Source organism: Variovorax flavidus, assembly GCF_030317145.1.
Classification (GTDB): Bacteria; Pseudomonadota; Gammaproteobacteria; order Burkholderiales; family Burkholderiaceae_C; genus Variovorax; species Variovorax flavidus.
Genome location: NZ_JASZYE010000003.1, coordinates 482,758 through 509,320 on the forward strand (window position 1 = coordinate 482,758; position 26,563 = coordinate 509,320).

A 26,563-nucleotide genomic window follows, 5' to 3' on the forward strand; every position below is an offset into this window, starting at 1 on the left:
GTGTCTCTGGACGTGTCAGACCCTGACGATCTTCACCGCGCACTTCTTGAAGTCCGTCTGGTAGGAGATCGGATCGGTCGCATCCAGCGTGACCTTGTTGATCAACTGGCTGGCGTCGAACCACGGCACGAACACCAGCCCGCGCGGCGGCTTGTTACGGCCCCGTGTTTCTATCCGCGTGCGCATGCTGCCGCGCCGCGAGCTGATCTCCACCTCGATGCCGCGCCGCACGCCCAGGGCCCGCGCGTCCTCGGGATGCATGTAGCAGACGGCATTGGGCACGGCCTTGTGCAGTTCAGGCACTCGGCGCGTCATCGAGCCCGAGTGCCAGTGCTCGAGCACGCGGCCGGTCGACAGCCAGAAGGGGAAGTCCTTGTCGGGCGCTTCCGGCGGTGGCTCGTAGGGCAGCGCGAAGATCAGCGCCTTGCCGTCGGGGAAACCGTAGAACTGGAAGCCCGTGCCGGGCTTGACGTAGGGGTCCGAGCCTTCGCGGTAGCGCCAGAGGGTTTCCTTGCCGTTCACCACGGGCCAGCGCAGTCCGCGGACCTGATGGTAGGTCTCGAAGGGCGCCAGGTCGTGGCCGTGGCCGCGGCCGAAGCTGGCGTATTCCTCGAACAGCCCCTTCTGCACGTAGAAGCCGAAGGCCTTCGCCTCGTCGTTGTCGTAGCCGGCCTCGATCGCCGAGTTCGGAAACTTGTCGACCTGCCCGTTGCGGAACAGCACCTCGAACAAGGTCTTGCCCCGGAGTTCGGGTTTCTTGGCGATCAGTTCCTCGGGCCACACCTCTTCGACCGTGAAGCGCTTCGAGAACTCCATCAGCTGCCAGAGGTCGGAGCGCGCCTCGCCGGGCGCGCGGACGAGCTGGTGCCAGAACTGCGTGCGGCGCTCGGCATTGCCGTAGGCGCCCTCCTTCTCGACCCACATCGCGGCTGGAAGGATCAGGTCGGCACTGAGCGCGGTGACGGTCGGGTACACATCCGACACGACGATGAAGTTGTCGGGGTTCCGGTAGCCCGGGTAGCCTTCCTCTTTCAGGTTGGCCGCGGCCTGCATGTTGTTGTTGACCATCACCCAGTAGGCGTTGAGCTTGCCGTCCTTCAGCATGCGGTTCTGCAGCACCGCGTGAAAGCCGGGGATGTCGGGGATGGTGCCCTCGGGCAGCTTCCAGATGCGTTCCGCCTCGGCCCGGTGCTTGGGATTGGTCACCACCATGTCGGCCGGCAGCCGATGGGAGAAGGTGCCGACCTCGCGCGCCGTGCCGCAGGCCGAAGGCTGGCCCGTCAGCGAGAAGGGGCTGTTGCCGGGCGTCGCGATCTTGCCGGTGAGCAGATGGATGTTGTAGACCATGTTGTTGCACCACACACCGCGCGTGTGCTGGTTGAAACCCATGGTCCAGAAGGACATCACCTTGACCTTCGGATCGGCGTACATCTCGGCCAGCGCCTGCAGGCGGTTGCGCGGCACGCCGCTGAGCCTGGCGGTGTAGTCGAGGTCGTAGGTAGACACGAACTTCGCGAACTCGTCGAAAGTCATGGGCTTGGAGCCGCCCGCGTCGTTGGCGTTCTTGGCCGCCTTCTGCAGCGGATGCTCCGGCCGCAGCCCATAGCCGATGTCGGCGTTGCCCAGCCTGAACGAGGTGTGCTTGTCGACGAAATCGCGGTTCACGCGGTTCGTCGTGATGATGTGGTTGGCGATGTAGTTGAGGATCGCCAGGTCGGTCTGCGGCGTGAAGGTGAGCTCGATGTCCGCCAGTTCATAGGACCGGTGCTCGAAGGTCGACAGCACCGCCACCCTAACGTTGCGCCCGCTGAGCCGGCGGTCGGTCACGCGCGTCCAGAGGATGGGGTGCATCTCGGCCATGTTCGAGCCCCACAGCACGAAGGCATCGGCCGCCTCGATGTCGTCGTAGACGCCCATGGGTTCGTCGGCGCCGAAGGTCCGCATGAAGCCCACGGCCGCCGAAGCCATGCAGTGACGTGCGTTGGGGTCGAGGTTGTTCGACCGGAAGCCCGCCTTCATCAGCTTCAGCCCGGCGTAGCCTTCCCAGATGGTCCATTGGCCCGAGCCGAACATGCCCACCGCCGTCGGGCCCTTCTCCTTGAGCACCCGCTTGAACTGCGCGGCCATCACGTCGAAGGCCTGGTCCCATGAGACGCGCGTGAAGTCGCCATCCTTCGCGTACTGGCCGTTCTTCATGCGCAGCAGCGGCGTCAGCAGGCGATCGTCCGCATACATGATCTTCGACAGGAAGTAGCCCTTGACACAGTTGAGGCCGCGATTGACTTCCGCCTCGGGGTCGCCGTGCGTGGCAACCACGCGGTTGTCCTTGACCGCCACCGTCACGCCGCAGCCGGTGCCGCAGAAACGGCACGGCGCCTTGGACCACTTGAGCCCGGCCGCGTCGGGAGCTACCGCCTGCGCAATTCCCGTCAGGGGAATGCCGGCCACCGCGCCTGCGGTCGCCGCCGCCGTCTGGCGAATGAAGTCCCTCCTGTCAATGGGCATCGGGGATCTCCTCGTTCATCGCTTCCACGGTGTCCGCGTACTGGTACACCAGCGCGGCGGAGAGAACGCCGTCGGTGCGCTGGATCGCGTTCACCCGGGAGAGCATCTGGTCGGCGCTGTCGGCATCCAGGGTGACGACCAGCTTGCCATTGGGCGAACTGCCGAAGATCCGTGCGCCGGGCATCAGCGCAATGGCATCCTCGACACGCTGCAGGCGCTTCGGCGTGGCATGCACGACCAGACTGCTGATATGCACTTCCTCGGGCACTTTGGCTTCCTTTTCTTGAAAGGTGGCTGATGCGCTGCGCGGGATGCGTCAACCTCGACTGCCGGGCGGCCCCGCAACGAGAAGCTGATACATCCAGACAAGAAAGCCGTAGCCCGCGACGATGATGCCCGCGAGCACAGGCGCCATGACGACGGAAAGAAACAGGAAGCTGCGCAGTTCCTGTGCTTTGGTGAAAGGCCCATTCGGTTGTTCCACAGGTCTCCTTCATGGCGGGCTACCGCAAGAATGCCGGGCGAGAACCGAGAAAGTCCAATTCATTCTTCTCCGAAGGCCCGGCAGTGTCAATTTGCCCAAAGGTGCAACGGCGAACGCCGACAATGTGGCCGTGTCGCTTTCTACCCCCCCTCCTCCTGGTGCGGCTTCGGCCGGTCATCCCTACGAAACCCTCACGCCCGACGTCGTGCTCGATGCGCTGGCGACGCTGGGCCTGCACGGCGACGGCCGGCTCACCGCACTCAACTCCTACGAGAACCGCGTCTATCAGGTGTATCTGGAGGATCGCAGCGCCGTCGTCGTCAAGTTCTACCGGCCCGGGCGCTGGTCCGATGCAGAGATCCTCGAGGAGCACGGCTTCTCGCTCGAACTCGCTGCTGCCGAAGTGCCCGCGGTGCCGCCGATCGCGGTCGATGGCGCGACGCTGCATCGACATGGCGGCTTCGCATTCAGCGTGAGCCCCTACCGTGGCGGACGCGCGCCGGAGCTGGACGATTTCGAAGTGCTCGAATGGATCGGGCGCTTTCTGGCGCGCATCCATGCGGTCGGCTCGCGCAAGCCCTTCGCAGCGCGCCCGGTGCTGGACCTGCAGACCTTCGGCATCGCATCGCGCGACTGGCTGCTGGGCCACGACATGGTGCCGCTCGACGTCCAGCGCGAGTGGGAAACGGCCTGCAACGCGGCCTTCGAGATGATCTCGGCCACTGCGCTCGGCACCGGCGCGCAGTCTGCCGACGCGGCCTTGAAGAAGCTGCGACTGCACGGCGACGTGCACCCCGGCAACATCCTGTGGACGCCGACCGATCGCCCCGATGGCGGCCCACACTTCGTCGACCTCGACGACGCCCGCACCGGCTTCGCAGTGCAGGATCTCTGGATGCTGCTGTCGGGCGACCGCGCGCAGCGCACCACGCAATTGAGCGGCCTGCTCGACGGCTACGAGCAGTTCCGCGACTTCGACCGGCGCGAACTCGCGCTGATCGAGCCGCTGCGCACACTGCGGCTCATCCACTACAGCGCATGGCTGGCGCGGCGCTGGGAAGATCCGATCTTTCCGATCAACTTCCCGTGGTTCGGCTCGAGCGACTACTGGAAGGGGCAGATCCAGATGCTGCAGGACCAGTGCGAGGCGATGGAGGAAGAGCCTCTCTACGCCTAGGCGGCCGACGACGGGTCAACCTGCATCGCCCGCAGGAAGCCCTGCACCACCGCATTCTCCGGCCCGTCGCGCCACACGCAGAACGCTTCGGACCGCGCGACCTCTTCTTCCAGCGGCCGGAACACCGCACCCCGCAGCGCCGTGTGGCGCATGGCGCTCGGCACCAGCGCCACGCCCATGCCCTGCGAGACCAGCGACACCACCGACAGCCAGTGCCGAACCTCATGGCGGACTTCGGGCCGGAAGCCGGCCTGCGCGCAGATGGACAGGATGCGCTCGTGATAGTCGGGCGACACGCTGCGCGAGAACAGCACGAAGGGTTCGTCGCGCAAGCTGGCGGTGGATACGGTGCGCCGTCGCGCCAGCCGGTGATCGACCGGCAGACAGGCCACGAAAGGTTCCGACACCAGCAGCACGTGCCGCAGTTCCGCCGGCATGCGGCTGGTGTGCACGAAGCCGAGGTCCAGCCGGTCATGCAGCAGTTCGACGATCTGCTCGCCCGAGTTGAGTTCGACCATCGTGACCCGCACCGCAGGGTGCTTCGCCTGGAACTTGCGTAGCGCAGGCGGCAGTCCACGGTAGAGCATCGCGCCGACGAAGCCGATGCGCAGCCGCCCGGCCGAGCCCTGCGACACGTCACGCGCCTGCAGCGCCGCTTCCTCTGCCTGGCGCAGCAGGAGCGTTGCGGATGTCTGCAGCGCCTCGCCGGCAGGGGTGAGGCGCACCTCCTTGCTGTTGCGGTCGAACAGGCGCGCGCCCACGGCGTCCTCCAGCTGCCGGATGGCCACGCTCAGCGGCGGCTGTGAAATCGCCAGCCGCCGCGCGGCGCGGCCGAAGTGCAGTTCCTTCGCCAGCACGACGAAATAGCGCAGATGTCTCAGTTCCATGCGTTCCATCCGAAGCAGTTTTTCACAATAGGCAAATCAGATCAATCAAGACATATCTGATATTGGACAGGAATCGTTCGAGACTCAAAGATGGCGGCCCAAGGAGACAGGCCATGACCACCCGCACCGCCGCATCGACCGGCAACACCGCCGCCCATCCCGTGCCCGACCGCCATGGGCAGAACCTCTTCACGACCGACACCGAGCTGCACACGCTGCTCGCGCTGTACCTGCCGCCCGAGCTGCTGCAGCACATGCAACCCCACTTCGAGCGGCTCGGCGGGCTGGCCGGCGGCCGGCTCGACGAGCTGGCGCAAGTGGCGGACCACAACCCACCCACCCTCCAGTTGCGCACGCGCACCGGCATCGACGACCAGAAGGTCATCAAGCACCCAGCCTACGTCGAGATGGAGCGCCTGGCGCTCAGCGAGTTCGGCCTGGCCGCGATGTCGCACCGCGATGAAACGCTGGGCTGGAAGGGCAAGATGCCGCCGCTGGTCAAGTACGTGCTGACCTATCTCTTCGTGCAGGCCGAGTTCGGCCTGTGCTGCCCGGTCTCGATGACCGATTCGCTGGCGCGCACGCTCAAGAAGTTCGGCAGCCCCGAACTGGTCGAGCGCTTTCTGCCGCGCTTCCAGTCGCTGGACTTCGACACGCTCGCGCAGGGCGCGATGTTCATGACCGAGCAGGCCGCCGGCTCCGACATTGCCGCGACCGTCACGCGCGCCTGGCAGGACGACGCCGGTCAATGGCGCCTGAGCGGCGACAAGTGGTTCTGCTCCAACCCCGACGCCGATTTCGCGATGGTGCTGGCGCGCGCCGACGATGCGCCGGCCGGCATGAAGGGCGTGTCGCTGTTCCTGCTGCCGAAGCAGCTCGACGACGGCAGCGCCAACCACTACCGAATCCTGCGTCTCAAGGACAAGATGGGCACGCGCTCGATGGCCAGCGGCGAGATCCGCCTCGAAGGCGCGGTCGCCTACCTGGTTGGCGAGGCGGGCCGTGGGTTCCAGCAGATGGCCGACATGGTCAACAACTCGCGCCTGTCGAACGGCGTGCGTGCCGCCGGCCTGATGCGCCGTGCAGTGGCGGAGGCCGAATACATCGCGAGCGAACGCCGCGCCTTCGGCAAGCGCCTGGCCGACATGCCGCTGATGCAGCGCCAGTTGCAGAAGCTGCGCCTGCCAGCAGAGCAGGCCCGCACGATGGTGTTCCAGACCGCGCTGGCACTCGCCCGCTCGGACAGCGGCGACAAGACCGCCTACCCCCTGCTGCGCATCCTCACGCCACTGATCAAGTTTCGCGCCTGCCGCGATGCCCGCAAGGTGACCGGCGATGCGATGGAAGTACGCGGCGGCTGCGGCTACATCGAGGAATGGGCCGATCCGCGCCTGGTTCGCGATGCACACCTGGGCTCGATCTGGGAAGGCACTAGCAACATCGTCGCGCTCGACGTGCTGCGCGCGGTCAAGCGGGAGAACTCGCTGCCCGCGCTGCAGGACCATTTCTCGATGCTGCTGGATCAGGCCGTGGTGGCGCCTGCATTCGCCGCCGCCCTGCGCGATGCGCTGTTGCGCGCCGCCGCGCTGGCCGAACACGCTTCGCAAGAGGGCGGCGAATTGCTGGCGCGCCAGGCCGCTTCGGCGCTCTATCACACCTGCAGCGCGATCGCGATGGCCTGGGAAGGCTCGCGCACCGGCTCGGCGCAGCGCATCCAGTGGGCACAGCTGGTGCTGCTGCATCGCGTGCTGCCGCGCGATCCGCTCGACGCAGGTGGCGTGCCCGAGTCATGGCGCACCGACACCACCGCGTTGCGCGCCAAAGTGGCCGCAATGGCCTGAGACCCGACGTATTCACAAGAAGCACTTCAAGGAGACAAACATGAAACTGCTCAAGACCTTCGCTCTCGTCGCCTGCATCGCCGTACTGCCTGTCGTGTCGACGGCCCAGGCGCAGACCTTCCCGACCAAGCCGGTGACGCTGGTCATCCCCTTCCCGCCGGGCGGCCCCACCGACGCCATGGCGCGCACGCTTGCGGCCGAGATCAAGGACCACCTCGGCCAGCCCGTGATCGTGGAGAACCGCGCCGGCGCCGGCGGCAACATCGGAGCCGACTACGTGGCGCGCGCCGAGGCCGACGGCCACACGCTGTTGTTCGGCACCTCCGGACCGCTGGCGATCAACGCCAGTCTCTATCGCAAGATCAACTACGACCCGGTGAAGAGCTTCGCGCCGGTGATCCAGGTCGGCCACCTGCCCAACATCCTGGTCGTGAATCCCTCCGTGCCTGCCAAGGATGTGCGCGAGCTCATCGCCTATGCCAAGGCCCATCCGGGCAAGCTGAGCTATGCGTCGTCGGGCAACGGCGCCTCGTCGCACCTGGCGGGCGTGCTCTTCAACGGCATCGCCGGCACCGATCTGCAACACATTCCGTACAAGGGCACCGGCCCGGCGCTCAACGACCTGCTGGGCGGCCAGGTGTCGATGAGCTTCACCGACGTGCTGACCGCGCTGCCCTACGTAAAGGCCGGGAAGCTGCGCGCGCTCGGCATTGCCACTGCGCAGCGCTCGCAGGCCCTGCCCGACCTGCCGACGCTCGCCGAGCAAGGCGTCACGGGCTATGACGTCAGCGTGTTCTTCGGGATCGTGGCGCCGGCTGGTACGCCGCCGGCCACGATCGCGAAGCTCAACAAGGCCTTTGCGGACGCGCTCGCCACGCCGAAGGTCAAGCAGTTGTTCGCCTCGCAGGGGCTGGAGCCGGCGCCTTCGAACACGCCGGAGCAACTGGGCAAGTACATCGGGGCGCAGGTGACGAAGTGGTCCTCCGTCGTCAAGCAGTCAGGCGCGCAACTGGACTGAACGCACAACGACATCAAGGAGATACGTCATGAGGTTCCCGCTCACTCGAAGAAGGCTTCTGTCCGCAGCCACCGCCACCTTGGCCCTGGGCGCCGGCGCAGCGATGGCCGCGCCCTTCCCCGAACGCCCGATCACGCTCATCGTTCCCTATGCGGCCGGAGGCCCGACCGACCAGCATCTGCGCACGCTCGCCGACGAAGCCGGCAAGGTGCTCGGCCAGGCCATCGTGCTCGACAACCGCCCCGGCGCCAACGGCATCAACGGCGCTGCAGCGATGCCGCGCGCCACGGCCGACGGCTACACGCTGGCCGTGCTGCCCGCATCGGTGTACCGCGAGCCCTACGTCAACAAGGTGGCCTTCGACCCGGCCACGAGCTTCTCGTACATCGTGATGCTGTCCGACTACACCTTCGGCCTGACCGTGAAGGCCGATGCGCCCTGGAAGACCTGGAAGGAGTTCGCCGCCGATGCCGCGAAGCGCCCGGGCCGGATCAACATCGGCGCGACCGGCGCCGTCGGCACGCCGCGCATCGTGATGGACGAGGTCGGCGCCATGGCCAACCTGCAATTCAACATGGTCCCGTACAAAGGCGACGCCGACGTGGCCAACGCCATCCTCGGCGGCCACATCGATGCGGCCCCGCTCTCGGGCGTGGCCGTGCCGCACATCGAGGCGGGCAAGATGCGCTACCTCGCGATGCTCACGCCGAAGCGCGTGAAGCGCTACCCCGACCTGCCGACGCTCAAGGAACAGGGCATCGACGCGTTCATCGATTCGCCCTACGGCATCGCCGGACCGGCAGGCATGGACCCGGCACGCGTGAAGGTCGTGCACGACGCCTTCAGGAAGGCGCTGGAATCCCCGGCAAGCCAGCGTGTGATGGACCAGCTGAACCAGCCGATGAACTACATGGGCTCCGACGACTACCGCAAGTACGCGCTGGCGAGCCTGACCCGCGAGAAGGACCGCGTCGACCGCCTGCGCAAGGCCGGGCTGCTGGATTGATGCCGTGACCTTCGACAACGAAGCCCCCGGCATGCTTTTCGGCCTGCCCATGCCGATGGCCAAGGCCTTCGGACTGCGCGGCGAGGAGATCGGCGATGACCGGGCGCGCGTGCGCATGCCGCCCGACCCGGCACACACCAACAGCCGCGGCGACGTGCACGGCGGCGCCTTCGCCGTGCTGATGGATTGCACCCTGGCAAGCGCCACCCGCGCGCATGCGCCGACGCGCTACGGCGTCGTGACGATCGACCTGTCGCTTCATTTCGTCGCGCCCTGCGCCAGCGACGTCATCGCCACGGCCACCTGCGAACGCCGTGGCCGCTCGCTGTGCTTCGCGCGCGGCGAGGCGCGCAATGCGCAAGGCGATCTGTTGGCGCTCGCCACCGGCACCTTCAAGCTCGTAGAAAGATCATCATGACCCCGACTGCCAACACCGGCGCACTCGCCGGCATCCGCGTACTCGACATCTCGCGCATCCTCGGCGGCCCGTACTGCGGCCAGATCCTCGGCGACCACGGCGCCGACGTGCTCAAGGTCGAGCCGCCGCAAGGCGACGACACGCGCACCTGGGGGCCGCCCTTCAAGGAAGGCGTGGCGTCCTACTACCACGGGCTCAATCGCAACAAGCGCACCATGGCGCTCGACCTCGGCAGCGCCGATGGACGCGACGCGCTGCTGGCGCTGGTGGCCGAGGCCGACGTGCTGGTCGAGAACTTCAAGACCGGCACCATGGAGCGCTGGGGCATCGGCTACGACGAGCTGTCGAAGCGCTTCCCCCGGCTGATCTGGTGCCGCGTGTCGGGCTTCGGCGCCGACGGCCCGCTCGGCGCGCTGCCGGGCTACGACGCGGCGGTGCAGGCGATGACCGGCATCATGAGCATCAACGGTGAGGCCGACGGCGGTCCGCTGCGCGTCGGGCTGCCGGTGGTCGATATGGTCACCGGCCTCAACGCGACGATCGGCGTGCTGCTCGCACTGCAGGAGCGCACGCGCAGTGGCCGCGGCCAGTTCATCGAGGCGGCGCTGTACGACAGCGGCCTCTCGCTGCTGCATCCGCATGCCGCGAACTGGTTCATGGATGGCGCGGTGCCCCGGCGCACCGGCAATGCGCATCCCAACATCTACCCCTACGACGCGCTCGCGACCCGCACGGACCCGATCTTCGTCGCGGTCGGCAACGACCGGCAGTTCGCGAGCTTCTGCGTGTGCATCGGACAACCCGCGCTCGCGGACGATCCGCTCTACCGCACCGCGGGCGCGCGCTCGATTCACCGCGAGGGGCTCAAGCAGCGGCTCGAAGCCGCGCTGGCGGACTTCGATGGGCGCGCGATGGTCGAGACCTTGATGGCCGCCGGCGTGCCTGCGGCGCCGGTGCTGTCGGTGGACGCCGCGCTGGAGCATCCGCACACGGCCCATCGCGGCATGGTGGTGGAATTGGAAGGCGGCTACCGTGGGGTTGCGTCACCCATCAAGCTGAGCCGTACGCCGGCAACCTACCGGCATGCGCCGTTGACGGCGGGTGAGAGCTTCATCGAGTCCGATACCGCCGCCTGATCTCGACCCGCCGCGGAACCGGCCAAGACGGGCGTGCTCAGACCAGCAAGGCGTTCACGCGCCGCACATACGCAGCCGGGTCCGCCGGCAAGCCGCCCTCGGCCAGCAGCGCCTGGTCGAACAGGATATTCGCCAGATCCTCGAAGTGCGCCGAGCCTTCCAGCTTCTTCACCAGCGGATGCTCCGCATTCACCTCCAGCACGGGCTTCACTTCCGGTGCCGGCTGGCCAGCCTGCTTGAGCATGCGTGCGAGCTGCGTGCTCATGCCGCCGTCCTGCACCACGAGGCAGGCCGGTGAATCCACGAGGCGCGTGGTGACGCGCACGTCCTCGGCCTTGTCCTTGAGGACTTCCTTGAGCCGCTCCAGCAGCGGCTTGAACGATTCCGCAGCCTCTTCAGCCGCTTTCTTCTCGGCTTCGTCCTGCAGCTTGCCGAGATCGACCGCACCCTTGGCCACGCTCTGCAGCGGCGTGCCGTCGAATTCGGTCAGGTAGTTGAGCGCCCATTCGTCGACGCGGTCGGTCATCAGCAGGACCTCGATGCCCTTCTTCTTGAAGATCTCGAGCTGCGGGCTGTTCTTGGCCGCGGCCAAGGTGTCGGCCGTGATGTAGTAGATCGCGTCCTGGCCTTCCTTCATGCGCGACTTGTAGTCGGCAAAGCTCACGCTCACCGTGTCGGTCGTGCTCGACGCGAAGCGCAGCAGCTTCGCGATGCGTTCGCGGTTGCCGAAGTCCTCGCCCAGCCCTTCCTTCAGCACGGCGCCGAACTCGGCGTAGAACTTGGCGTACTTGCCGGATTCGTCGGTGTAGCCAGCGGCGGCTTCGGCAGCGGGCGTGCTGTCGGCCGCCTTCTTGTCGACGACGTCCGTCACACCTTCGGTCGGCTCGGGCGTGGGCACGGATTCGCCGGAACCGACGTCGATCTTGCCCTCGCTGCTTTCGCTGCCGGTCTTCTGCTTCTTCGCGAGGTCTTCCAGCATGCTCAGCACGCGCTTGGTGCTGCCTTCGCGGATGGCCTTCACGTCACGGCTCTCCTGCAGCAACTCGCGGCTCACGTTGAGCGGCAGGTCGGCGGAGTCGATCACGCCCTTGACGAAGCGCAGGTAGCTCGGCAGCAGCGCCTCGGCGTCGTCCATGATGAAGACGCGCTTGACGTAGAGCTTCACGCCCGCGCCCTTGTCGCGGTTCCACAGGTCCATCGGCGCCTTGGCCGGGATGTAGAGCAGCTGCGTGTACTCGGTGTTGCCCTCGACGCGGTTGTGGCTCCAGGCGAGCGGCGCCTCGTGGTCGTGGCTGATGTTCTTGTAGAACTCGACGTACTGCTCTTCGGTGATGTCCTTCTTGGCGCGGCTCCAGAGTGCGTTCGCCTGGTTGACCGGCTCCCACTCGCCGGTCTTGACCATCGCGCCACCCTTGTTGTCCTCGCCTTCCTTCCACTCTTCCTTTTCCATGAGGATGGGCAGGGAGATGTGGTCGGAGTACTTGCCGATGATGGACTTGAGCTTCCAGGCGTTCAGGTACTCGTCGGCATCGTCGCGCAGGTGGAGGATGACACTGGTGCCGCGCTGCGGGCGCGTGATGCTGTCGACCTCGAAGTCGCCCGCGCCGCTGCTGACCCAGCGCACGCCTTCTTCGGTGGGCAAGCCTGCGCGGCGCGATTCGACAGTGATCTTGTCGGCCACGATGAAGCCCGAATAGAAGCCCACGCCGAACTGGCCGATGAGCTGCGCGTCGGCCTTCTGGTCGCCCGAGAGCTTGCTCATGAACTCCTTGGTCCCGCTCTTGGCGATGGTGCCGAGGTTGTCGATGGCTTCCTGCTGGCTCAAGCCGATGCCGTTGTCGGTGATGGTGAGCGTCTTGGCGTCCTGGTCGAAGGACACGCGCACGTCCAGGTTGGGCTGGTCTTCGTACAGCGCGGGCTGGTCGATGGCCTCGAAACGCAACTTGTCGCAGGCGTCCGACGCATTCGAGATCAGCTCTCTCAGGAAGATTTCCTTGTTGGAGTAGAGCGAGTGCGTGACGAGGTAGAGCAGTTGCGCGACTTCGGCCTGGAAGGGGAGTTTGGTCTTGGGAATGGTCATGGCACTGAAGACAGTCAGAGAAAAAACATCGCCGCCTGCGGCGAACGGAAGACTTTACAAGACGGCGCCCATCGACGGCGCGCGTGAACAACTTCACGAAGACAAGCACACCGGATTGGCGACCAACGGTAACCGCAAAGACTTACATCACGGATTTCCCGCAAATGAACACTTTGAGACTTTTCTGAGAACTATGTCCTTACGCGGGTTGTAGGTCGCCGCCTACAGTCCGGCCACCTTCACATCAACCCCTTGCGGGAGTCTTCATGAAAAAGCTTGTCCTGGTTCCGGTTCTTGCGGCTCTTGTCTCTCCGTTGGCCGCGCTGGCCGATTCCACCTTGGTGACACCGGCGGGCGCTGGCCCAGCCACTGCCCAGGCGCGCCTCGATTTCAGGGTCAACGTTCCGCGTGTCCTGTTCCTCCAGGTCGGCACCGGGAGCAACCTCGCCAATGGCACCACGGCTGACCTGATTGACTTCACGGTCCCGGCGACCGGCGTGACCGGCGGCGCGGCCACCACCGTTGGCGGCGATCTGACCGGCGGCGCCGTGACGGTGCGAGTTCTCTCCAACGGCAGCGGCACCCAGAACGTCACGCTGAATTCCTTTACCACGGGTCAGATGAAGAACGCCGCGGGGCAGACGATCGGCTGGAACCAGATCACGGTCGCCAAGGCCCCCCTGGCCGCGAACACGCCCGGCTACAACAACATCGGCATCGACCACCCCACCTTCAACAACTCCACCGGCGGTGGCAACGGAAGCGTGACCACGCTGGCACCGACTGCGGGCGTGGTCAATGTGGAAGGCAAGTGGACCTTTGCCTACGCGAACACGGCGGCGGTCGCTGCCGGCACCTACGGCGGCGTGGGCACCACCAACAACGGCCGCGTGGTCTACACCGCGACCTCGCCCTGAACGCACCCCCTCCGGGAAAACGAAGCACCATCATGCGGACCTGGGCGCGGCTAGCGCTGCTGGCCGGGCTCGCCGCTGCGCTCGCCCCGGTCCACGCCGAATCGAAATTCGTCAGTGGCGACAGCGGCACGCTGTCGGCCACGGCGCGGCTGGACCTCGTGGTGACCATCCCCCGCATCCTGTACCTGCGGGTCGGCGCCGGCACCGACTACACCACCAGCAACAGTCCCGACCTGATCAGCTTCACCGTGCCGGCCGGCTCGATCGGCAAGGGCGTGCCGGTCGCCGGCGTCGGCGGTGACCTGACGGGCGGCGCAGTCACCGTGAGGGTGATGGGCAACGGCGGCGACATCACGCTCAACTCCAGCACCGTCGGCCCGCTGAACAACGGCACCGCCAGCCAGCAGATCGACTGGAACCAGATCACGGTGGCGAGCACCGCGCTGGCCACGACCACGCCCAACTTCAACAACGGCAGCATCACGCACCCGACCTTCAACGCCACGGGCGGCGCTGGTTCGTCCGTGCTGTTGCCATCCACCAACAAGATGGTGCGGCAGGAAGGCAAGTGGACCTACGGCTACGCCAACACCAAGGTCGCCGCTGCCGGCACCTATGGTGGCGTCGGCATCAACCATGGCCGAGTCACCTACACGGCCACCATGCCCTGACCCCCCGGAGATCGCGACAATGCCCCTCGTGAAGCACGTCACCCTGCCCGCCCCCTCCGCGCATGCCGCCGCGGCCGTCGTGCTCGCAGCGGCAGGCCTGTCGTTCGGCGGCGGGGCGCAGGCCTACCTCGTCAACATCACGCCCGCCGCGCGCGCAATCTATCTGCAAGTGGGCACGGGCACCTTCACCGGCACCTACACGGGCGGTGGCACGCCGGGCACCAACACGGCGGTCAACACGGTGACGGCCACCGTGCCGGCCAGCGCGATCGGCGCGGGGCCGCAAACCATGGCGACCAACAGCACGACCGCCAACAGTCCTTACGACAACTATGCGTTCTGCACGCCCGGCAACGGGCAGGTCTACGTCGGCGGCTTCTTCCGGTCGACCAACGCCAGCGCGAACGCCACCCTCGCGGTCACCGCGCCCGCTACGCTGGTCAATACCACCGGCGAGACGATTCCGATCAACACGATCTCATGGGTCTCGGGCGGCAACGGCGATGCCTCGGCGACGATTCCCAGCGGCACCTTCACCGGTTCGAGGCAGCAGTTGCTCACCGTCACGCGCAACAACTGGTTCGAAAGCTGCCTGACGTTCAGCTACTCCAATGCGCAACTCGCGCCGGCCGGCACCTTCAAGGCGCAAGCCGTCTTCGAACTGGTCGCACCGTGATGAACTTCCTGCGCCGTTCTCCCAAAGGCATCGCTCTCGCGCTGCTTGCCCTCCAGTACGCGCTGCTCGCGATGCCGGCGCAAGCCGCCACCTTCCGCGTCGACGACACCGGCACGCTGGTGAGCCAGCCAGTGACGCCGATGAAGTGGCGCCAGATGGTGCCCTCGCGCACCGGCGACAACGCGATCGAAGGACAGCTCAGCGTCGCCCTGCGCCTCAACCTCACGAACTGGGTCAACCGGCCGGCGCGGATCTTCATGGGGCTGGCGCCCACGGAAGGCGAGCAGCTCGTTGCCACCTGGCGCACCCAGGGCCGCCTGTTGCCGGGCTCCGTCCAGGGCGGCAGCCGCACGCTGGTGTTCGACGGCGTCGTGCGCGACCCTTTCCTGACTGAAACCATTCAGCTCAACCTCCTGGCCGATGGCCGCCTGTTGACGCGCACCCAGCGACTTCAGTTCTTTTTCGAGATCGAGGTATCGCCTTGAACCGCATGACTGCTTTCCGACCATTTCGACCGCTTGCCCTGATCGCACTCGGCATCGGCGTGTGGTGCCCCGCCGCCTTTGCGCAGTTCGCGCTGGCGGTCTCGCCCCCGCGCTTCGAGCTGAGCGCCAAGCCCGGCGCGTCGCTGCGCGAAGTGATCGAACTCTCCCAGGTCGACGCGCGTCCGGGCAACTACAGCGTGCGCACTGCGGATTGGACTTTCAAACCCGATGCCACGGTCGAGTTCATCGACGCGCTGACGCCCGGCAGCTGCCGCCCGTGGGTCGCGATCGAGCGCAAGGAAGTGGTGGCCGCGCCCGGCCGGCCCTATCGCTTCCGCTTCGAGGTCTCGCCGCCTGCCGACACCCCACCCATGGAGTGCCGCTTCGCGATCCTGATCGAAGGCAAGGAACAGGCGGCCAGCGCCACCATGCCGATCGGCCTCGCGGCCCGGGTCGGCGTGATCGTCTATGTGGCGGTCGGCGACGTGAAGCCCGCGCTCAGCGTGGTCGGCAGCAGCGTGCAGACGGTCAACGGACAGAAGCTGCCGGTGCTCAAGGTGCGCAACGACGGCACCGCGCATGGCCGGCTCAGCGGCTTCCTGAAGGGCACGGACGCCAGCGGCACCTCCCTCGACTTCACCGCCAGTTCCCTTCCCATCCTGCCCGGCGAGACGCGCGACATCACCTTGACCGCCACCCGCCCCGGCAATGCCGACGCCACCGTGCAGATCGGCTTCCCGGTCACGGTGCGCGGCAAGCTCGAATGGGGTGAATCCGGATCGACCGAGATCGATCAGCGCTTCGCTCCATGAGCCGACGGCTGACCTGGCTCGCGCTCGGCATGCTCAGCGCGGGCTTCGCGGTGGGCAGCCGCGCCGCGGAACCGGCAGCGCCCGCCTATGAAGACCGCGTGCTCGACAGCGCCCCGCAAGCGCAGATCGACGAGAGCGCCGAGCAAGCGCCCGCCACCGGCTGGCCGCGCGGCGGCAGCGTCGAGCTGCAGACGCAGCGCCAGCGAGCGCTCACCGAGCAACGCAACCAGACGCTGCAGTTCACCGGCTTCCTCGACACGCCCAACTACGGCGCCTTCTCGGCCGACCTGAGCCTCAACCGCTACCGCAACACCGTGACGGCCTTCGACATCTCGGGGCAGAACGGCAACCTCTACAACCTGTCCTACCTGAGCGGCAACACCGGGCGCATCGACCAGCGCGCCATGCCCTTCAACAACGGCTGGTACGCCCACAACAGCATCGGCGACATCAACACCGCCGCCACCCAGTTGTCGCGCGGACTCGGCCGCATGTCCCTGCCCTCGCTGCCCATCGAAGGCTTCGCGACGACCTTCGAGAAGCCCGGCCGAACCAGCCTCAATGCTTCCAGCGGGCGGCTGGGCTTCTTCGATGGCATCAACTCGCAAGGCTTCACCACCGGCCGCGGCACCGCCACCACCTTCGGCGGGCAGCAGCAGATCGCGGGCGACGACAGCCCGCTCGGCATCGGGCGCACCGACATGGCCTTCCAGTGGGTGGACGCACGCAACGTCAACCTCAACAGCATCACGGGCTATGCACAGGACACCACCTCGTTCTGGGGCGCGACTTCGTGGCAAGGCGTGGCGCCGTGGGCCGATTCGATCGGCGCCGGCATCGGCCCGCTGACGGAGCGGCCGGGGGGCTTGCGCGTGCAGGCCAACTACGCACACAGCACCGGCAAGCCCTCGGACCTGGGCTCGCTCGCGCCGCACGATTCGGCCAACGGCTTCTGGGTCGACGCGGACTGGCGCAGCGACTGGGCGCGCCAGGGCGCCAGCGCCTTCTATTTCGACCCGGCCCTGCGCTGGGGCAGCAACCCGATCGCGGGCGACCTGCAGGGCGCGAGCTGGCGCGCGGACGTGTCGACCCGGCAATGGCAGCTCGGCGGCAATGTCGAACTCAGCGAAAGCGTGAGCGGCCAGCAGGGCCGTTCGCTCTTCGGCAATTTGTTCGGGCGCTACCGCTTCGACTCGCGCGACGCGATCTCCAGCACCGTCGCCGCACGCACCGGCACCCAGGCCGCGCAGTCGCTGCAGGTGACCTGGGAACACATCTCGCCGACCTGGGGCCAGAGCCAATGGCGCACGGACCTGGCGCACGGCCGCGACCAGCAGGTGGTGCGCCTCGGCCTCGACCAGGCCTGGGCGATGCCCGAGTCGAGTTCTTTTTCGACCACGCTGGCGTTCGAGCAATCGGAGCTGTTCGGCGCCACGGCGCGGTCGGTGATCTGGGGCGCGCTCGGCAGCCTGCCCTTCCTGGCCAGCGGCCGGCTCGACCTGAGCGTGCGCGGCAGCAACGGCATGGGCAGCAATTCTTCGCGCTTTCTCAATGCCAATGCCCGCGTGAGCTGGGCGCTGGGCGCCGGCTGGTCCTTCTATGTGCAGTACAGCGCCTCGAACGGCCAGGAGTCGCTCAACCCAGCGGTGGTGTCGGCGCTGACGGCGGCGACGCAGCAGCCGATCTTCGTGCTGCCCTCCAGCCGCACCCTGCTGTTTGCCGTGCGCTACGAGGCACGCGCAGGCACCGCGACAGCGCCGATCGGCGGCGGCCCCGGCGTCGGCTCGGGCCGGCTGGAAGGCCACGTGTTCCTCGACCAGAACAGCAACGGGCTGCGCGAAGCCAACGAGGGCGGTGTACCGGGCGTCACGGTCGTGCTCAACGGCCGCTTCGTCGCGCGCACCGATGCGCAGGGCTTCTACAGCTTCCCGTCGGTGGCGGCCGGCAACCACGAGATCGAACTCGTCCCCGACAACCTGCCGCTGCCCTGGAGCAACCCCGGCCCGGCCACGCGCCGCGTCGACGTGTTCGTGCGCGACACCGCCACCGCCGACTTCGCGATCCAGCGCGACCGCTGATTTCACGCCCTGGAGCCCTGGCCGACCCTACAGTTTTGGATCACACTGCCGATATCCCCGAGGTAGGCATCGCCGGGATGCCCACGCCCCAAGCTGCAAGGGTGGAACTCGATGTCGGGAAGATGGATCGGTGCAAGTCGCTGCGTCGGCGGACGCGAAGCCAGGGGCATGCTGCTCGCGCTGCTGCTTGCGCCCGCGCTTTGTGCGGCCGAATCCACGGTCGGTTCGAACAGCGCCTCCGCCCACCTTTCGTTCCGGGTGGTGATCCCGCCGGTGTTCCGCGTGCTGCAGGTCACACCGATCAAGGAAGGCTACCAATACCGAGTCTGGACCAACGTGCCGTCCATCCTGCTCAACGGCATCGAATACCGCTTCAACCGCGTCGGCGAAACCCTGCTCACAATCCCGGCTCCGCCGGCGGGCGTCTTCATAATCCACGGCCTCTGACCGAAGTTCCGGAAACACCACGGATCCGGCTCCGCCGGTCCGCCGGTGTTGCCCCCGGCGAGGGGGAAGGCGAAGCGACACGCAGTGCGCGCAGCCTGGGGGAGCGCTATCTAGGTTGTGACTCGACTTCCCGCGTCCAGCGGTCGATCAGACGCTTGCGTTCCGCCGCCTTGCCGTACTTCTCGAAGTCGTACTTGATGAGCCGCACATCGGCCATGGACGGAATGCGCGGATCAGGCTTGAAGGTCCTGTTGGCCGGCGATTGCAGGCTCCCCGCCGTGGCGCCGATCGCCTGCCCCGCCGGACTCATGAGCCAGTCGTAGTAGCGGACGGCATTGGCCTTGTTGCGCGCGCCCTTCACCAGCGCGATGCCGCCGATCTCGTAGCCCGTGCCTTCGCAGGGCGCCACCGCTTTCACCGGGTACTTGTCGAAGCGCCACTTGTCGAAGCCAAAGATGAAGCTCACGCCGATGGCGACTTCGCCTTTCGCCACGTTGGGCGCTTGCGCCTGGCCGCTGCGCGTGTAGGCGATGGTGTTGCGGTGCAGCTTCCGGAGATAGTCGAAGGCCTGCTCCTCGCCCATCAGCTGCACCAGCCCGGCGACGATGGTGTAGCCGGTGCCGCTCGTGCCCGGGTGCGACATCTCGACCTCGCCCTTGTATTCGGGCTTGATCAGGTCGGCCCAGCAATGCGGCTCGGGCAGTTTCTTCTTCTTGAGCACGTCGGTGTTGAAGCCGAAGCCCATCGCGCTCGTGTAGAAGCCGCCGACCATGTTCCCCGACATGGCGTACTGCCGCACGGACCAGTCGTACAGGTCATTGATGTAGGCGGGCCGGTACGGGTCGAGCAAGCCCTGTTCCGCCGCCTGCAGGAAAGGATCGCCGGTGCCGCCCCACCAGATGTCGGTCTTGGGATTGGCCGCTTCGGCACGCAACTGCGCGCCGATTTCGCCGGTGCCCTTGTGCGCCTGGAGCACCCGGATGCCGGTGGCCCGCGTGAACTCCGCCGCCGCGGCTTCGCACCATCCCGCATCCGTGCTGCACAGCGCGTTGACTGTGCCCTGCGCGGCGGCATTCGTTGCCGCGAGCAAGCCGAACAGCGCGCCGACGACGGCAAAGGATCTGGGGGCGACGTAGCGCATGGCGTATCCCGGGTCTCACGAAGGAAACCCGAGGATAGCGCCTGCCTGCGCGGCGAAGCGCAGGCCAAAGGGGACGCGAGCGTTCAGTGCGGCGTGCCCGAGGTGATGCCGGCCATGCCGGTCGACTGGCCGATGGACTCGGTGTTCATGGGGTGCGATGCCTCGATGGCGCCCCTCCTCACCTCTTCGCGGGTGAGCTGCGAACTGACCATCGGTGCGGCCGTCGACTGGCCGATGGATTCGGTGCCGGTCGGCCGCGCTGCCGCCATGGCGCCTGCGCTCACTTCGTCGCTGGACACCGAGCCGGTCGTCTGCATCGGGCGATAGTCCGACCCGTCGGACTGTGCGCTGGCGGTCATTGAAGCGAATGCGGCAAGCGTCGCCAAGATTCCAGCGGCGAGGACTTTGAGTGAAGCGTGCATCAGGGTCTCCTGGAGTGGTTGACTTGACTCTAGGTGGCCTGAATGAGGCGGGAGTGAGCAAAGACTTAGCTCAGGATGAGCGCGGCAGGAACACGCGCGCGAGCAATCCGGGGCCGTCCTTGCGATTGGACAGCTCGATGCGCAGGCCATTGCGCAGCGCGGCTGTCTGCGCGATGGCGAGCCCAAGCCCGCTGCCGCCGGGCGGCGCGCCGGCCACACGGAAGAAGCGGTCGAACACGCGCCCGAGTTGCTCTGCCGGAATCCCCGGACCGTTGTCCGTCACGTCGACCACCGCATGTCCATCGACCTCGTGGAGGCGCACATCGACGACTCCGCCTTGGGGTGCGTAGCGCACCGCGTTGTCGATGAGGTTGTCGAACACACTGCGCAGCTCGGCGGCGGGCGCGGTCACGAGCGGCGTGATGCGGCCGTCGAAGCCGACGTCCACGTGGCGCTGGTCGGCGAGCACCAGGAGCTGGCTCACGCTGTCGCGCAGCAGGGCCGCGATGTCGACCGGCCCGCGCGCGCTGGCCGCGGGCGCGTCCTGTCGCGACAGGCGCAGCAACTGTTCGATCAGATGCTGGGCGCGTTTCACTCCGCCTTCGAGCTGCGCGAAGCGTTCGGCCGCATCGCCCGGGGGCACATGGGCGCGCAGGTTCTCGATCTGCAGGCCGATCGCGGTCATCGGGGTGCGCAGTTCGTGGGCGGCGTCCTGCATGAAGCGGCGCTGGGCCGACAGGGTGTTGCGCAGGCGGGCGAGCAGGCTGTTGAAGGCGGAGACGAGCGGCGCGATTTCCTCCGGCACCCTGGCGACGGCCAGCTCGGCCGGGTTGCCCTCCTCCTGCGCTGCGACGTCGCGCGCCACGGCGCGCAGCGATCGCGATGCGGCCGACACGATGAGCAGCAGGATCAGCAGCGTGATGGGCAACAGCACGAGGATCGGCAGGCTCTCCAGCAGGGCGCGGCGCACGATGCGGTTGCGGCGGAAGCTGTCGTTCTGCACGACCTGCACGCGCGGCATGCCGGCCACGGGGTTTTCCTCGGCGGTGTAGACGCGCCATGCATCGCTGCCCCGGGTGCCGAGACGCACGTCGCTGAAGCCGGGCTCGGTCTGCAGTGGCATGTCGAGCCCAGGCCATGAACTGGCAAGGAGCGCCCGGCCGTCCGCATCGAAGATCTGCACGACGAAGGTGCCGCGCCGGAAAACATCCTCGTCGCTCGCGGGCTGAAGCGCGGGCAGGCGATGGTGGGTCGCATGCGACTCGGCCACCAGCCGCATCTGGTCGTCCATGAAGTTGTTGACCAGGCGGCCGTAGGCCACGTAGGAGAGCCAGGCGGTGGTCGCGATGGCCAGCAGGTGGAGCGCGACCAGCCACCACAGCAGCCGCGCGCGCAGCGATCGGGGCCGGAATCCCGATACGGTCACGCCGGCACGACCCGCCACCCGAGCCCGCGCACGTTGCGTATGGCCTCGGCGCCGAGCTTGCGCCGCATGCCGTGGATGAGCACGTCGATGGCGTTGCTGGTGACTTCTTCGCCCCATCCGTAGATGCGGTCTTCGAGTTGCTCGCGGGACAAGATGGCGCCGGGCCGTTCGAGCAATGCGTGCAACAGGGCAAATTCGCGGGCGGTGAGGACTTCCCGCACGCCGTTGACGATGACGTCGCGGGTGGTGAGGTCCAGTTGCAGCGCGGCCGTGCCGATGACCGAGTGCGCGGCACCGTCGCGTCGGCGCACGACGGCACGCATGCGCGCCAGCAGTTCGCGCAGTTCGAAGGGCTTGAGGAGGTAGTCATCGGCCCCGAGGTCGAGGGTGTGGATACGGTCGTCGAGGCCGTCGCGCGCCGTGAGCACCAGTACCGGCGTGGCGTCTCCGCGTTTGCGGGCGCGTCGCAGTACCTCGGTACCGTCTTCCTTGGGCAGGCCGAGGTCGAGCAGCACGCAGGTGTAACCACCGTCGGCAAGCGCGCTGTGGGCAAGCGCACCGTCGCGGACCCAGTCAACCGACCAACCGGCGTTGTCGAGCGCATGCATGAGGCTGCGGCCGATCATTTCGTCGTCTTCCACAAGTAATGCGCGCACGAGGGCTCCTTGTGCCTGGACACAGTTCGCGGGAGGCTACGCTGGAATTCTTAGTTGTGCATGAGGGGTTGTTTCCCTTCGGGCGGGCGCCCGGTAGGCGGTGCGGGCCGGTCGACCCCGCTACACCGGCCCTTCGGGCTGCCCTGCAGTGCTCGCTTCAGGCGGGGTCCGCGCAAACTCGCTTCGCTCAAACACGCGCGGCCCTGATCCGCCTGAAGCTGCGCGCTTCGGCGGCGCAGAGGGGTCGCCCAACCCGCACCGCCCACCGGGCTCTGGGGTATGCGACGGATATGCGCGCCTCTAACGCGTCCCAGCCTGCGCGCATCACCACCATTGAGGCGGACAGTTCAACCGCAGCGTCCCGCGTCGTCGGGCGGTGTGCCCTGGGCCGGCCGTTGAGGCACCGCCGAGCAGCGCAGCGGTACGCGGATCAGGGCCGCGCGTGTTTGAGCGAAGCGAGTTTGCGCGGACCCCGCGTACCGCGAGCAGCGCAGGGAAGCCCGAAGGGCCGGTGACGTCGGCCGGCCCAGGGCACACCGCCCGACGACGCCACCCCTACGCCTCCCGCTAACCCAGATCAAGCAACGGCCACGCCAGAAGACGCAGCACCAGCGATCTGTCGCAACGCGCGCTCGAAGACTTCCACCGGCTGCCCCCCAGAGATCAGGTGCTGGTTGTTGATGATGATGGCCGGCACGGAATGGATCCCGGCATCGGTGTAGAGCCGTTCGCGCTCACGAGTCCCAGCCGCGAACTCGTCGCTGTCGAGGATGGCACGCGCCTTTTGAGGATCGAGCCCGGATTCACTCGCGAGGCGCACCAGCACATCCGGGTCCGACGGGTTCTCGCCGTCGGTGTGGCAGGCCTTGAGCAGCGCCTTCTTCAGCGCGACCTGTTTCGCCACGTCCTCCAGTTCAGCCCAATGGAGCAGGCGGTGCGCGTCGAACGTGTTGTAGACGCGCGAGCGCCCTTCCCGCCTGAATTCGAAGCCGACTGCCGCGCCGCGTGCGCGAATCGCTTCGCGCGCCTGCGCCTGCTGTTCACGCGTGGAGCCGTATTTCTGGTTCAGATGCTCGAAGGCATCCTGGCCCTCGGGGGGCATCTGCGGGTTCAGCTCGAAGGGCTGAAAGCGCAGGTCGGCAGTCACGTCCGGCGCAACGTTCTTGAGGGCGGCTTCGAGCGCACCAAGGCCGACGGCACACCAGGGGCAGGAGACGTCGGACACGAAATCGATGTGGAGTTGGGTAGGCATGGCACGGATGATGGGGCCGTCCGTGTCACTTTCAACCGCCCGGGCGTCGATCACCCCACTGGCCTTGCGTCATCGTGGGCGACGAGTTCGCGCCCGAACTGAGCGACCAGGCCGCGCAGCCAGCGGTGCGCCGGCGAATGATGCACACGGTCGTGCCAGAGCTGATAGAAGCGCATGCGCGGAAAACCCTCCGGCGCTTTCAGCAACGCCAGCGGCAACAGGCGCGCATGGTATTCGGCGAAATGGCGCGCGGTCGTGAAGATCAGTTGTGTGCTGGCCGCGATCGAAGGCGCGAGCCCGAAGTAAGGCACCTGCACGCGCGCATCGCGCCCGAGGCGACGCTCGCCCAGGTAAGTCTCGACCACGCCGCGCTGCGCCATCGCATAGGGCACGGGGACCACGTGGCCCGCAGCCAGGTAGTCGGATTCGCTGAGCTGCGTGGCGCCTTGCGCCAACGGATGATCGCTCGCCATCAGGCAGACCAGATCGTCCTCCAGCAACAGCGAAATATGCAGGTGCTCCGGCGGCGCAGGCCAGTTGCCGATGACGAGGTCGAGTTCGTCGTCGCCGAGCGCACGTTCGAAATCGAAAGTGGGGCCGAGTGCCCGAAGCTCGATGCGGCAGTGCGGCGCCTCGAGGCCGACGTGCTGCGCCAACCGGGCGATCCACGAAGGCGCGATGTAGTCGGGCGAGGCGATGCGAAAGCGCTGCTCGGCATCCGCGGCCACGAACTCATCGGGCTCGACCAGCAGTGCTTCCAGTTCGCCCAGCGCTCGCCGCGCCTGGCTGGCCAAGCCCGCGGCACGGGCGGTCGGCACCATCGCAGTGCCGTCGCGCACCAGCAGTGCGTCCCCGAAGATCTCGCGCAGGCGCTTGAGCGAGCCGCTCACCGCCGGCTGCGTCTGGTGCAGGCGCGCAGCGGCACGCGACACGCTGCGCTCCTCCACGACCGTGGCAAGCACCCGCAGCAGGTGACCGTCGAGCAGATCGACGCCGCGTTGCATGGCTGTTGGGATCCTTGTCTATCGATATGTCCGATGCAGTCTATAGCGATTCGCATGCCGCGGCGGTATCGACAGGTCGGGGTGTCGGCTGGCCCAATCCGCAGACCCCTTCGATGTCCCTCATTGATCCGCCAAGGAGTTGTTCATGGCCACCCTGGAAGTCCCCCAACACGCAGCGCCCATCGCGCCGCCCAGCGCGCTCGACGCGGCATACAGCCGCATCACCTGGCGCATCATTCCCTTCATCTTTGCGCTCTGGGTACTGGCCTGGATCGACCGCGTCAACGTCGGCTTCGTCAAGCTCACCATGCTCGACGAACTGGGCTGGAGCGAAGCGGTCTACGGTCTTGGCGCCGGCATCTTCTTCCTGGGCTACTTCTTCTTCGAAGTGCCGTCGAACCTGCTCCTGCAGAAGATCGGCGCCCGCAAGACCATCATGCGCATCACCATCGGCTGGGGCATCGTCTGTGTCGCGACGATGTTCGTGAAGACGCCGGCGATGTTCTATTTCCTGCGCTTCCTCATGGGCGTGTTCGAGGCCGGCTTCTATCCCGGAATCATCCTGTACCTGACCTACTGGTTCCCGAGCGAGCGGCGCGCAAAGGCCTTCGGCATCTTCATGTCGGCCTCGGCGATCGCGGGTGTCCTCGGCGGGCCGCTGGCCGGCAGCATCATGAACAACCTGCACGGCCTGAATGGCTGGTCAGGCTGGCAGTGGGTGTTCCTCATCGAGGGGGTGCCCTCGGTCATCGCCGGCTTCGTGACCTGGTTCTACCTGACCGACCGCCCCGAGCAGGCGAAGTGGCTCACGGCCGAACAGCGCCGCCTGATCCACGAGGACATGGCGCGTGACGGCAAGGCACTCGGCCATCGCGAGGAGAGCCTGATCGCATCGCTGAAGGACGGCCGCATGTGGCTGCTGATCCTGATCTTCTTCTGCATCATCGCGGCCAATTCGTCGCTGACCTTCTTCGGCCCGTCGGTGGTCAAGGAAGTGGGCTTCACCAACCCCGCGACCGTGGGATGGATCATGGCCTTCTCGTACCTCTGCGGCGCGGTCGGCATGATCTACAACGGCCTGCATTCCGATCGCCACCAGGAAAGCCGCCTGCACTGTGCCTTCGCGGCAGCGCTCGGCGCGGTCGGCCTCGCGCTCACCGCCCTCTTCATGAAGCAGAGCCCGATGCTTGCGCTTGCGGCGCAGACCCTTGCCATCGTCGGCACCATGAGCGCGATCCCGGTCTTCTGGCAGTTGCCAGGACGGTTCCTCGCCGGAGCCGCCGCGGCGGGCGGCGTGGCGCTGATCAACTCGATCGCCAACCTTGCAGGCTTCGGCGCTCCTTCGATGTTGGGTGCCATCAAGGCCTCGACCGGTCTCCTCTCGCCGGGCCTTTTCATCGTGGCTGCGGTCGAGATCTGCGCCGCGATTCTCATCATCGCGTTCGTTCCGCGCTTCGCGAAGAAGGCGGTGGCCCGATGAGCGCCGTACTCGCCATGGAAACGCCGGCATTGACGCTGGCCGACATCAACCGGCTCGACTGCGTGCGCTTCGTCGCGGCACTGGGCGGCGTGTTCGAGCACTCACCGTGGGTCGCAACCGGCGCATGGGCCGAACGCCCGTTCGTGAACATCGACCACCTGCACCGCGCGATGATGGATGTGGTGCGCGCAACGTCCCGCGAGGTGCGTATCGACTTCCTGCGCATGCATCCGGAACTGGCGGGCAAGGAAGCCCAGGCCGGGACCATGACCGGTCACTCGACCACCGAACAGGCCGGCCTCAACGCGCTCAGCCGCGACCAGTTGCAGACGCTGCGCTCGCTCAACGCGGCCTACGCTGCGAAGCATGGCTTTCCCTTCGTGATTGCCGTGCTCGCCAACACGCGCGCTCAGATCTTCGAGGCGCTGCGTACCCGCACTGCGCGCGACACCGACATCGAGCTCGAAGCCGCGCTGGACCAGATTGCGATCATCACGCGGCTGCGGCTCGGACGCCTGCTGGCGTCGCCGGTCATGTAGTCACC

General features: G+C 67.0%; 26 protein-coding genes. 15 read left to right on the forward strand and 11 right to left on the reverse strand.

What is annotated here, in order from left to right; translation table 11 throughout:
* Positions 1 to 15: 15 nt before the first annotated feature.
* The 3 genes from napA to napE are packed head-to-tail and all read right to left on the reverse strand — an operon-like array spanning position 16 to position 2,989.
* Entirely contained in the window at positions 16 to 2,505 is a 2,490-nt protein-coding gene (gene napA / locus QTH90_RS17505; RefSeq protein WP_286665835.1) for a periplasmic nitrate reductase subunit alpha, read from the reverse strand.
* Positions 2,495 to 2,773, reverse strand: coding sequence for a chaperone NapD (locus tag QTH90_RS17510; protein WP_286665836.1), 279 nt, complete (start codon positions 2,771 to 2,773; stop codon positions 2,495 to 2,497). The genes napA and QTH90_RS17510 overlap by 11 nt, the downstream gene beginning before the upstream one ends.
* A gap of 48 nt (positions 2,774 to 2,821) precedes the next feature.
* A complete protein-coding gene (napE, locus tag QTH90_RS17515; protein WP_286665837.1) occupies positions 2,822 to 2,989 on the reverse strand; it encodes a periplasmic nitrate reductase, NapE protein in 168 nt (55 codons plus the stop codon).
* Between the two features lie 130 nt (positions 2,990 to 3,119).
* Between napE and QTH90_RS17520 the strand changes: the two genes are divergently transcribed.
* Positions 3,120 to 4,166 (forward strand): serine/threonine protein kinase, encoded by a 1,047-nt coding sequence (locus QTH90_RS17520; RefSeq protein WP_286665838.1) that lies wholly within the window; start codon positions 3,120 to 3,122, stop codon positions 4,164 to 4,166.
* Here QTH90_RS17520 and QTH90_RS17525 read toward each other — a convergent pair.
* Positions 4,163 to 5,053, reverse strand: a complete 891-nt coding sequence (locus QTH90_RS17525; protein WP_286665839.1) for a LysR family transcriptional regulator — start codon at positions 5,051 to 5,053, stop codon at positions 4,163 to 4,165. The genes QTH90_RS17520 and QTH90_RS17525 overlap by 4 nt on opposite strands.
* Positions 5,054 to 5,166: 113 nt before the next feature.
* Between QTH90_RS17525 and QTH90_RS17530 the strand changes: the two genes are divergently transcribed.
* Genes QTH90_RS17530 through QTH90_RS17550 form a run of 5 tightly spaced genes read left to right on the forward strand, consistent with a single transcriptional unit; the run spans position 5,167 to position 10,472 of the window.
* A complete protein-coding gene (locus QTH90_RS17530; RefSeq protein WP_286665840.1) occupies positions 5,167 to 6,894 on the forward strand; it encodes an acyl-CoA dehydrogenase family protein in 1,728 nt (575 codons plus the stop codon).
* A 40-nt stretch (positions 6,895 to 6,934) separates the two neighbouring features.
* A complete protein-coding gene (locus tag QTH90_RS17535; RefSeq protein ID WP_286665841.1) occupies positions 6,935 to 7,912 on the forward strand; it encodes a Bug family tripartite tricarboxylate transporter substrate binding protein in 978 nt (325 codons plus the stop codon).
* A gap of 28 nt (positions 7,913 to 7,940) precedes the next feature.
* Positions 7,941 to 8,918, forward strand: a complete 978-nt coding sequence (locus tag QTH90_RS17540) for a tripartite tricarboxylate transporter substrate binding protein (RefSeq protein ID WP_286665842.1) — start codon at positions 7,941 to 7,943, stop codon at positions 8,916 to 8,918.
* A gap of 31 nt (positions 8,919 to 8,949) precedes the next feature.
* On the forward strand, positions 8,950 to 9,336 hold the full coding sequence (locus QTH90_RS17545; RefSeq protein WP_286666283.1) for a PaaI family thioesterase: 387 nt from the start codon (positions 8,950 to 8,952) through the stop codon (positions 9,334 to 9,336).
* Positions 9,333 to 10,472 (forward strand): CaiB/BaiF CoA transferase family protein, encoded by a 1,140-nt coding sequence (locus tag QTH90_RS17550; RefSeq protein ID WP_286665843.1) that lies wholly within the window; start codon positions 9,333 to 9,335, stop codon positions 10,470 to 10,472. Before QTH90_RS17545 ends, QTH90_RS17550 begins: the two co-directional genes overlap by 4 nt.
* Before the next feature lie 37 nt (positions 10,473 to 10,509).
* On the opposite strand, the gene htpG is transcribed toward QTH90_RS17550, so the two are convergent.
* Complete coding sequence (gene htpG / locus QTH90_RS17555) at positions 10,510 to 12,552, reverse strand: molecular chaperone HtpG (RefSeq protein ID WP_286665844.1); 2,043 nt, start codon at positions 12,550 to 12,552, stop codon at positions 10,510 to 10,512.
* A 266-nt stretch (positions 12,553 to 12,818) separates the two neighbouring features.
* Between htpG and QTH90_RS17560 the strand changes: the two genes are divergently transcribed.
* The 7 genes from QTH90_RS17560 (at position 12,819) to QTH90_RS17590 (ending at position 18,638) form a co-directional block, all read left to right on the forward strand.
* On the forward strand, positions 12,819 to 13,469 hold the full coding sequence (locus tag QTH90_RS17560; protein WP_286665845.1) for a hypothetical protein: 651 nt from the start codon (positions 12,819 to 12,821) through the stop codon (positions 13,467 to 13,469).
* A gap of 32 nt (positions 13,470 to 13,501) precedes the next feature.
* Positions 13,502 to 14,140 (forward strand): hypothetical protein, encoded by a 639-nt coding sequence (locus QTH90_RS17565; RefSeq protein WP_286665846.1) that lies wholly within the window; start codon positions 13,502 to 13,504, stop codon positions 14,138 to 14,140.
* A gap of 19 nt (positions 14,141 to 14,159) precedes the next feature.
* Entirely contained in the window at positions 14,160 to 14,816 is a 657-nt protein-coding gene (locus tag QTH90_RS17570) for a hypothetical protein (protein WP_286665847.1), read from the forward strand.
* Entirely contained in the window at positions 14,816 to 15,301 is a 486-nt protein-coding gene (locus QTH90_RS17575; RefSeq protein ID WP_286665848.1) for a hypothetical protein, read from the forward strand. The genes QTH90_RS17570 and QTH90_RS17575 overlap by 1 nt, the downstream gene beginning before the upstream one ends.
* A gap of 5 nt (positions 15,302 to 15,306) precedes the next feature.
* A complete protein-coding gene (locus QTH90_RS17580; protein WP_286665849.1) occupies positions 15,307 to 16,113 on the forward strand; it encodes a fimbrial biogenesis chaperone in 807 nt (268 codons plus the stop codon).
* Positions 16,110 to 18,191 carry an SdrD B-like domain-containing protein gene (locus QTH90_RS17585; protein WP_286665850.1) on the forward strand — a complete coding sequence of 694 codons (2,082 nt, stop codon included), beginning with the start codon at positions 16,110 to 16,112 and terminating at the stop codon, positions 18,189 to 18,191. The genes QTH90_RS17580 and QTH90_RS17585 overlap by 4 nt, the downstream gene beginning before the upstream one ends.
* Positions 18,192 to 18,359: 168 nt before the next feature.
* Positions 18,360 to 18,638, forward strand: coding sequence for a hypothetical protein (locus tag QTH90_RS17590; RefSeq protein WP_286665851.1), 279 nt, complete (start codon positions 18,360 to 18,362; stop codon positions 18,636 to 18,638).
* A 106-nt stretch (positions 18,639 to 18,744) separates the two neighbouring features.
* On the opposite strand, the gene QTH90_RS17595 is transcribed toward QTH90_RS17590, so the two are convergent.
* The 6 genes from QTH90_RS17595 to QTH90_RS17620 form a co-directional block, all read right to left on the reverse strand.
* Positions 18,745 to 19,779, reverse strand: a complete 1,035-nt coding sequence (locus QTH90_RS17595; RefSeq protein ID WP_286665852.1) for an ABC transporter substrate-binding protein — start codon at positions 19,777 to 19,779, stop codon at positions 18,745 to 18,747.
* Between the two features lie 83 nt (positions 19,780 to 19,862).
* On the reverse strand, positions 19,863 to 20,138 hold the full coding sequence (locus QTH90_RS17600) for a hypothetical protein (RefSeq protein WP_286665853.1): 276 nt from the start codon (positions 20,136 to 20,138) through the stop codon (positions 19,863 to 19,865).
* A gap of 133 nt (positions 20,139 to 20,271) precedes the next feature.
* Positions 20,272 to 21,627: a sensor histidine kinase gene (locus tag QTH90_RS17605; RefSeq protein ID WP_286665854.1), complete on the reverse strand. Its 1,356-nt coding sequence runs from the start codon at positions 21,625 to 21,627 to the stop codon at positions 20,272 to 20,274.
* Positions 21,624 to 22,283 carry a response regulator gene (locus tag QTH90_RS17610; protein WP_286569743.1) on the reverse strand — a complete coding sequence of 220 codons (660 nt, stop codon included), beginning with the start codon at positions 22,281 to 22,283 and terminating at the stop codon, positions 21,624 to 21,626. The genes QTH90_RS17605 and QTH90_RS17610 overlap by 4 nt, the downstream gene beginning before the upstream one ends.
* Before the next feature lie 577 nt (positions 22,284 to 22,860).
* A complete protein-coding gene (locus tag QTH90_RS17615) occupies positions 22,861 to 23,535 on the reverse strand; it encodes a DsbA family oxidoreductase (protein WP_286665855.1) in 675 nt (224 codons plus the stop codon).
* 50 nt (positions 23,536 to 23,585) lie between these two features.
* The gene (locus QTH90_RS17620; protein ID WP_286665856.1) at positions 23,586 to 24,539 is read right to left on the reverse strand and encodes a LysR family transcriptional regulator; all 954 of its coding nucleotides are present in this window, start codon (positions 24,537 to 24,539) and stop codon (positions 23,586 to 23,588) included.
* A 145-nt stretch (positions 24,540 to 24,684) separates the two neighbouring features.
* On the opposite strand from QTH90_RS17620, the gene QTH90_RS17625 reads away from it, so the two are divergent.
* On the forward strand, positions 24,685 to 26,019 hold the full coding sequence (locus tag QTH90_RS17625) for an MFS transporter (protein WP_286665857.1): 1,335 nt from the start codon (positions 24,685 to 24,687) through the stop codon (positions 26,017 to 26,019).
* Positions 26,016 to 26,558, forward strand: coding sequence for a 2-oxo-4-hydroxy-4-carboxy-5-ureidoimidazoline decarboxylase (uraD, locus tag QTH90_RS17630; protein WP_286665858.1), 543 nt, complete (start codon positions 26,016 to 26,018; stop codon positions 26,556 to 26,558). Before QTH90_RS17625 ends, uraD begins: the two co-directional genes overlap by 4 nt.
* The last annotated feature ends 5 nt before the right edge of the window (positions 26,559 to 26,563 follow it).

What these genes read in the sequence shown, in the direction of transcription:
- napA (WP_286665835.1), bottom strand. Translation starts at nt 2,505, where the DNA reads ATGCCCATTGACAGGAGGGACTTCATTCGCCAGACGGCGGCGGCGACC.
- QTH90_RS17525 (WP_286665839.1), bottom strand. Translation starts at nt 5,053, where the DNA reads ATGGAACTGAGACATCTGCGCTATTTCGTCGTGCTGGCGAAGGAACTG.
- QTH90_RS17530 (WP_286665840.1), top strand. Translation starts at nt 5,167, where the DNA reads ATGACCACCCGCACCGCCGCATCGACCGGCAACACCGCCGCCCATCCC.
- QTH90_RS17535 (WP_286665841.1), top strand. Translation starts at nt 6,935, where the DNA reads ATGAAACTGCTCAAGACCTTCGCTCTCGTCGCCTGCATCGCCGTACTG.
- QTH90_RS17540 (WP_286665842.1), top strand. Translation starts at nt 7,941, where the DNA reads ATGAGGTTCCCGCTCACTCGAAGAAGGCTTCTGTCCGCAGCCACCGCC.
- QTH90_RS17545 (WP_286666283.1), top strand. Translation starts at nt 8,950, where the DNA reads ATGCTTTTCGGCCTGCCCATGCCGATGGCCAAGGCCTTCGGACTGCGC.
- QTH90_RS17550 (WP_286665843.1), top strand. Translation starts at nt 9,333, where the DNA reads ATGACCCCGACTGCCAACACCGGCGCACTCGCCGGCATCCGCGTACTC.
- htpG (WP_286665844.1), bottom strand. Translation starts at nt 12,552, where the DNA reads ATGACCATTCCCAAGACCAAACTCCCCTTCCAGGCCGAAGTCGCGCAA.
- QTH90_RS17560 (WP_286665845.1), top strand. Translation starts at nt 12,819, where the DNA reads ATGAAAAAGCTTGTCCTGGTTCCGGTTCTTGCGGCTCTTGTCTCTCCG.
- QTH90_RS17565 (WP_286665846.1), top strand. Translation starts at nt 13,502, where the DNA reads ATGCGGACCTGGGCGCGGCTAGCGCTGCTGGCCGGGCTCGCCGCTGCG.
- QTH90_RS17570 (WP_286665847.1), top strand. Translation starts at nt 14,160, where the DNA reads ATGCCCCTCGTGAAGCACGTCACCCTGCCCGCCCCCTCCGCGCATGCC.
- QTH90_RS17575 (WP_286665848.1), top strand. Translation starts at nt 14,816, where the DNA reads ATGAACTTCCTGCGCCGTTCTCCCAAAGGCATCGCTCTCGCGCTGCTT.
- QTH90_RS17580 (WP_286665849.1), top strand. Translation starts at nt 15,307, where the DNA reads ATGACTGCTTTCCGACCATTTCGACCGCTTGCCCTGATCGCACTCGGC.
- QTH90_RS17585 (WP_286665850.1), top strand. Translation starts at nt 16,110, where the DNA reads ATGAGCCGACGGCTGACCTGGCTCGCGCTCGGCATGCTCAGCGCGGGC.
- QTH90_RS17590 (WP_286665851.1), top strand. Translation starts at nt 18,360, where the DNA reads ATGCTGCTCGCGCTGCTGCTTGCGCCCGCGCTTTGTGCGGCCGAATCC.
- QTH90_RS17595 (WP_286665852.1), bottom strand. Translation starts at nt 19,779, where the DNA reads ATGCGCTACGTCGCCCCCAGATCCTTTGCCGTCGTCGGCGCGCTGTTC.
- QTH90_RS17600 (WP_286665853.1), bottom strand. Translation starts at nt 20,138, where the DNA reads ATGACCGCCAGCGCACAGTCCGACGGGTCGGACTATCGCCCGATGCAG.
- QTH90_RS17615 (WP_286665855.1), bottom strand. Translation starts at nt 23,535, where the DNA reads ATGCCTACCCAACTCCACATCGATTTCGTGTCCGACGTCTCCTGCCCC.
- QTH90_RS17620 (WP_286665856.1), bottom strand. Translation starts at nt 24,539, where the DNA reads ATGCAACGCGGCGTCGATCTGCTCGACGGTCACCTGCTGCGGGTGCTT.
- QTH90_RS17625 (WP_286665857.1), top strand. Translation starts at nt 24,685, where the DNA reads ATGGCCACCCTGGAAGTCCCCCAACACGCAGCGCCCATCGCGCCGCCC.
- uraD (WP_286665858.1), top strand. Translation starts at nt 26,016, where the DNA reads ATGAGCGCCGTACTCGCCATGGAAACGCCGGCATTGACGCTGGCCGAC.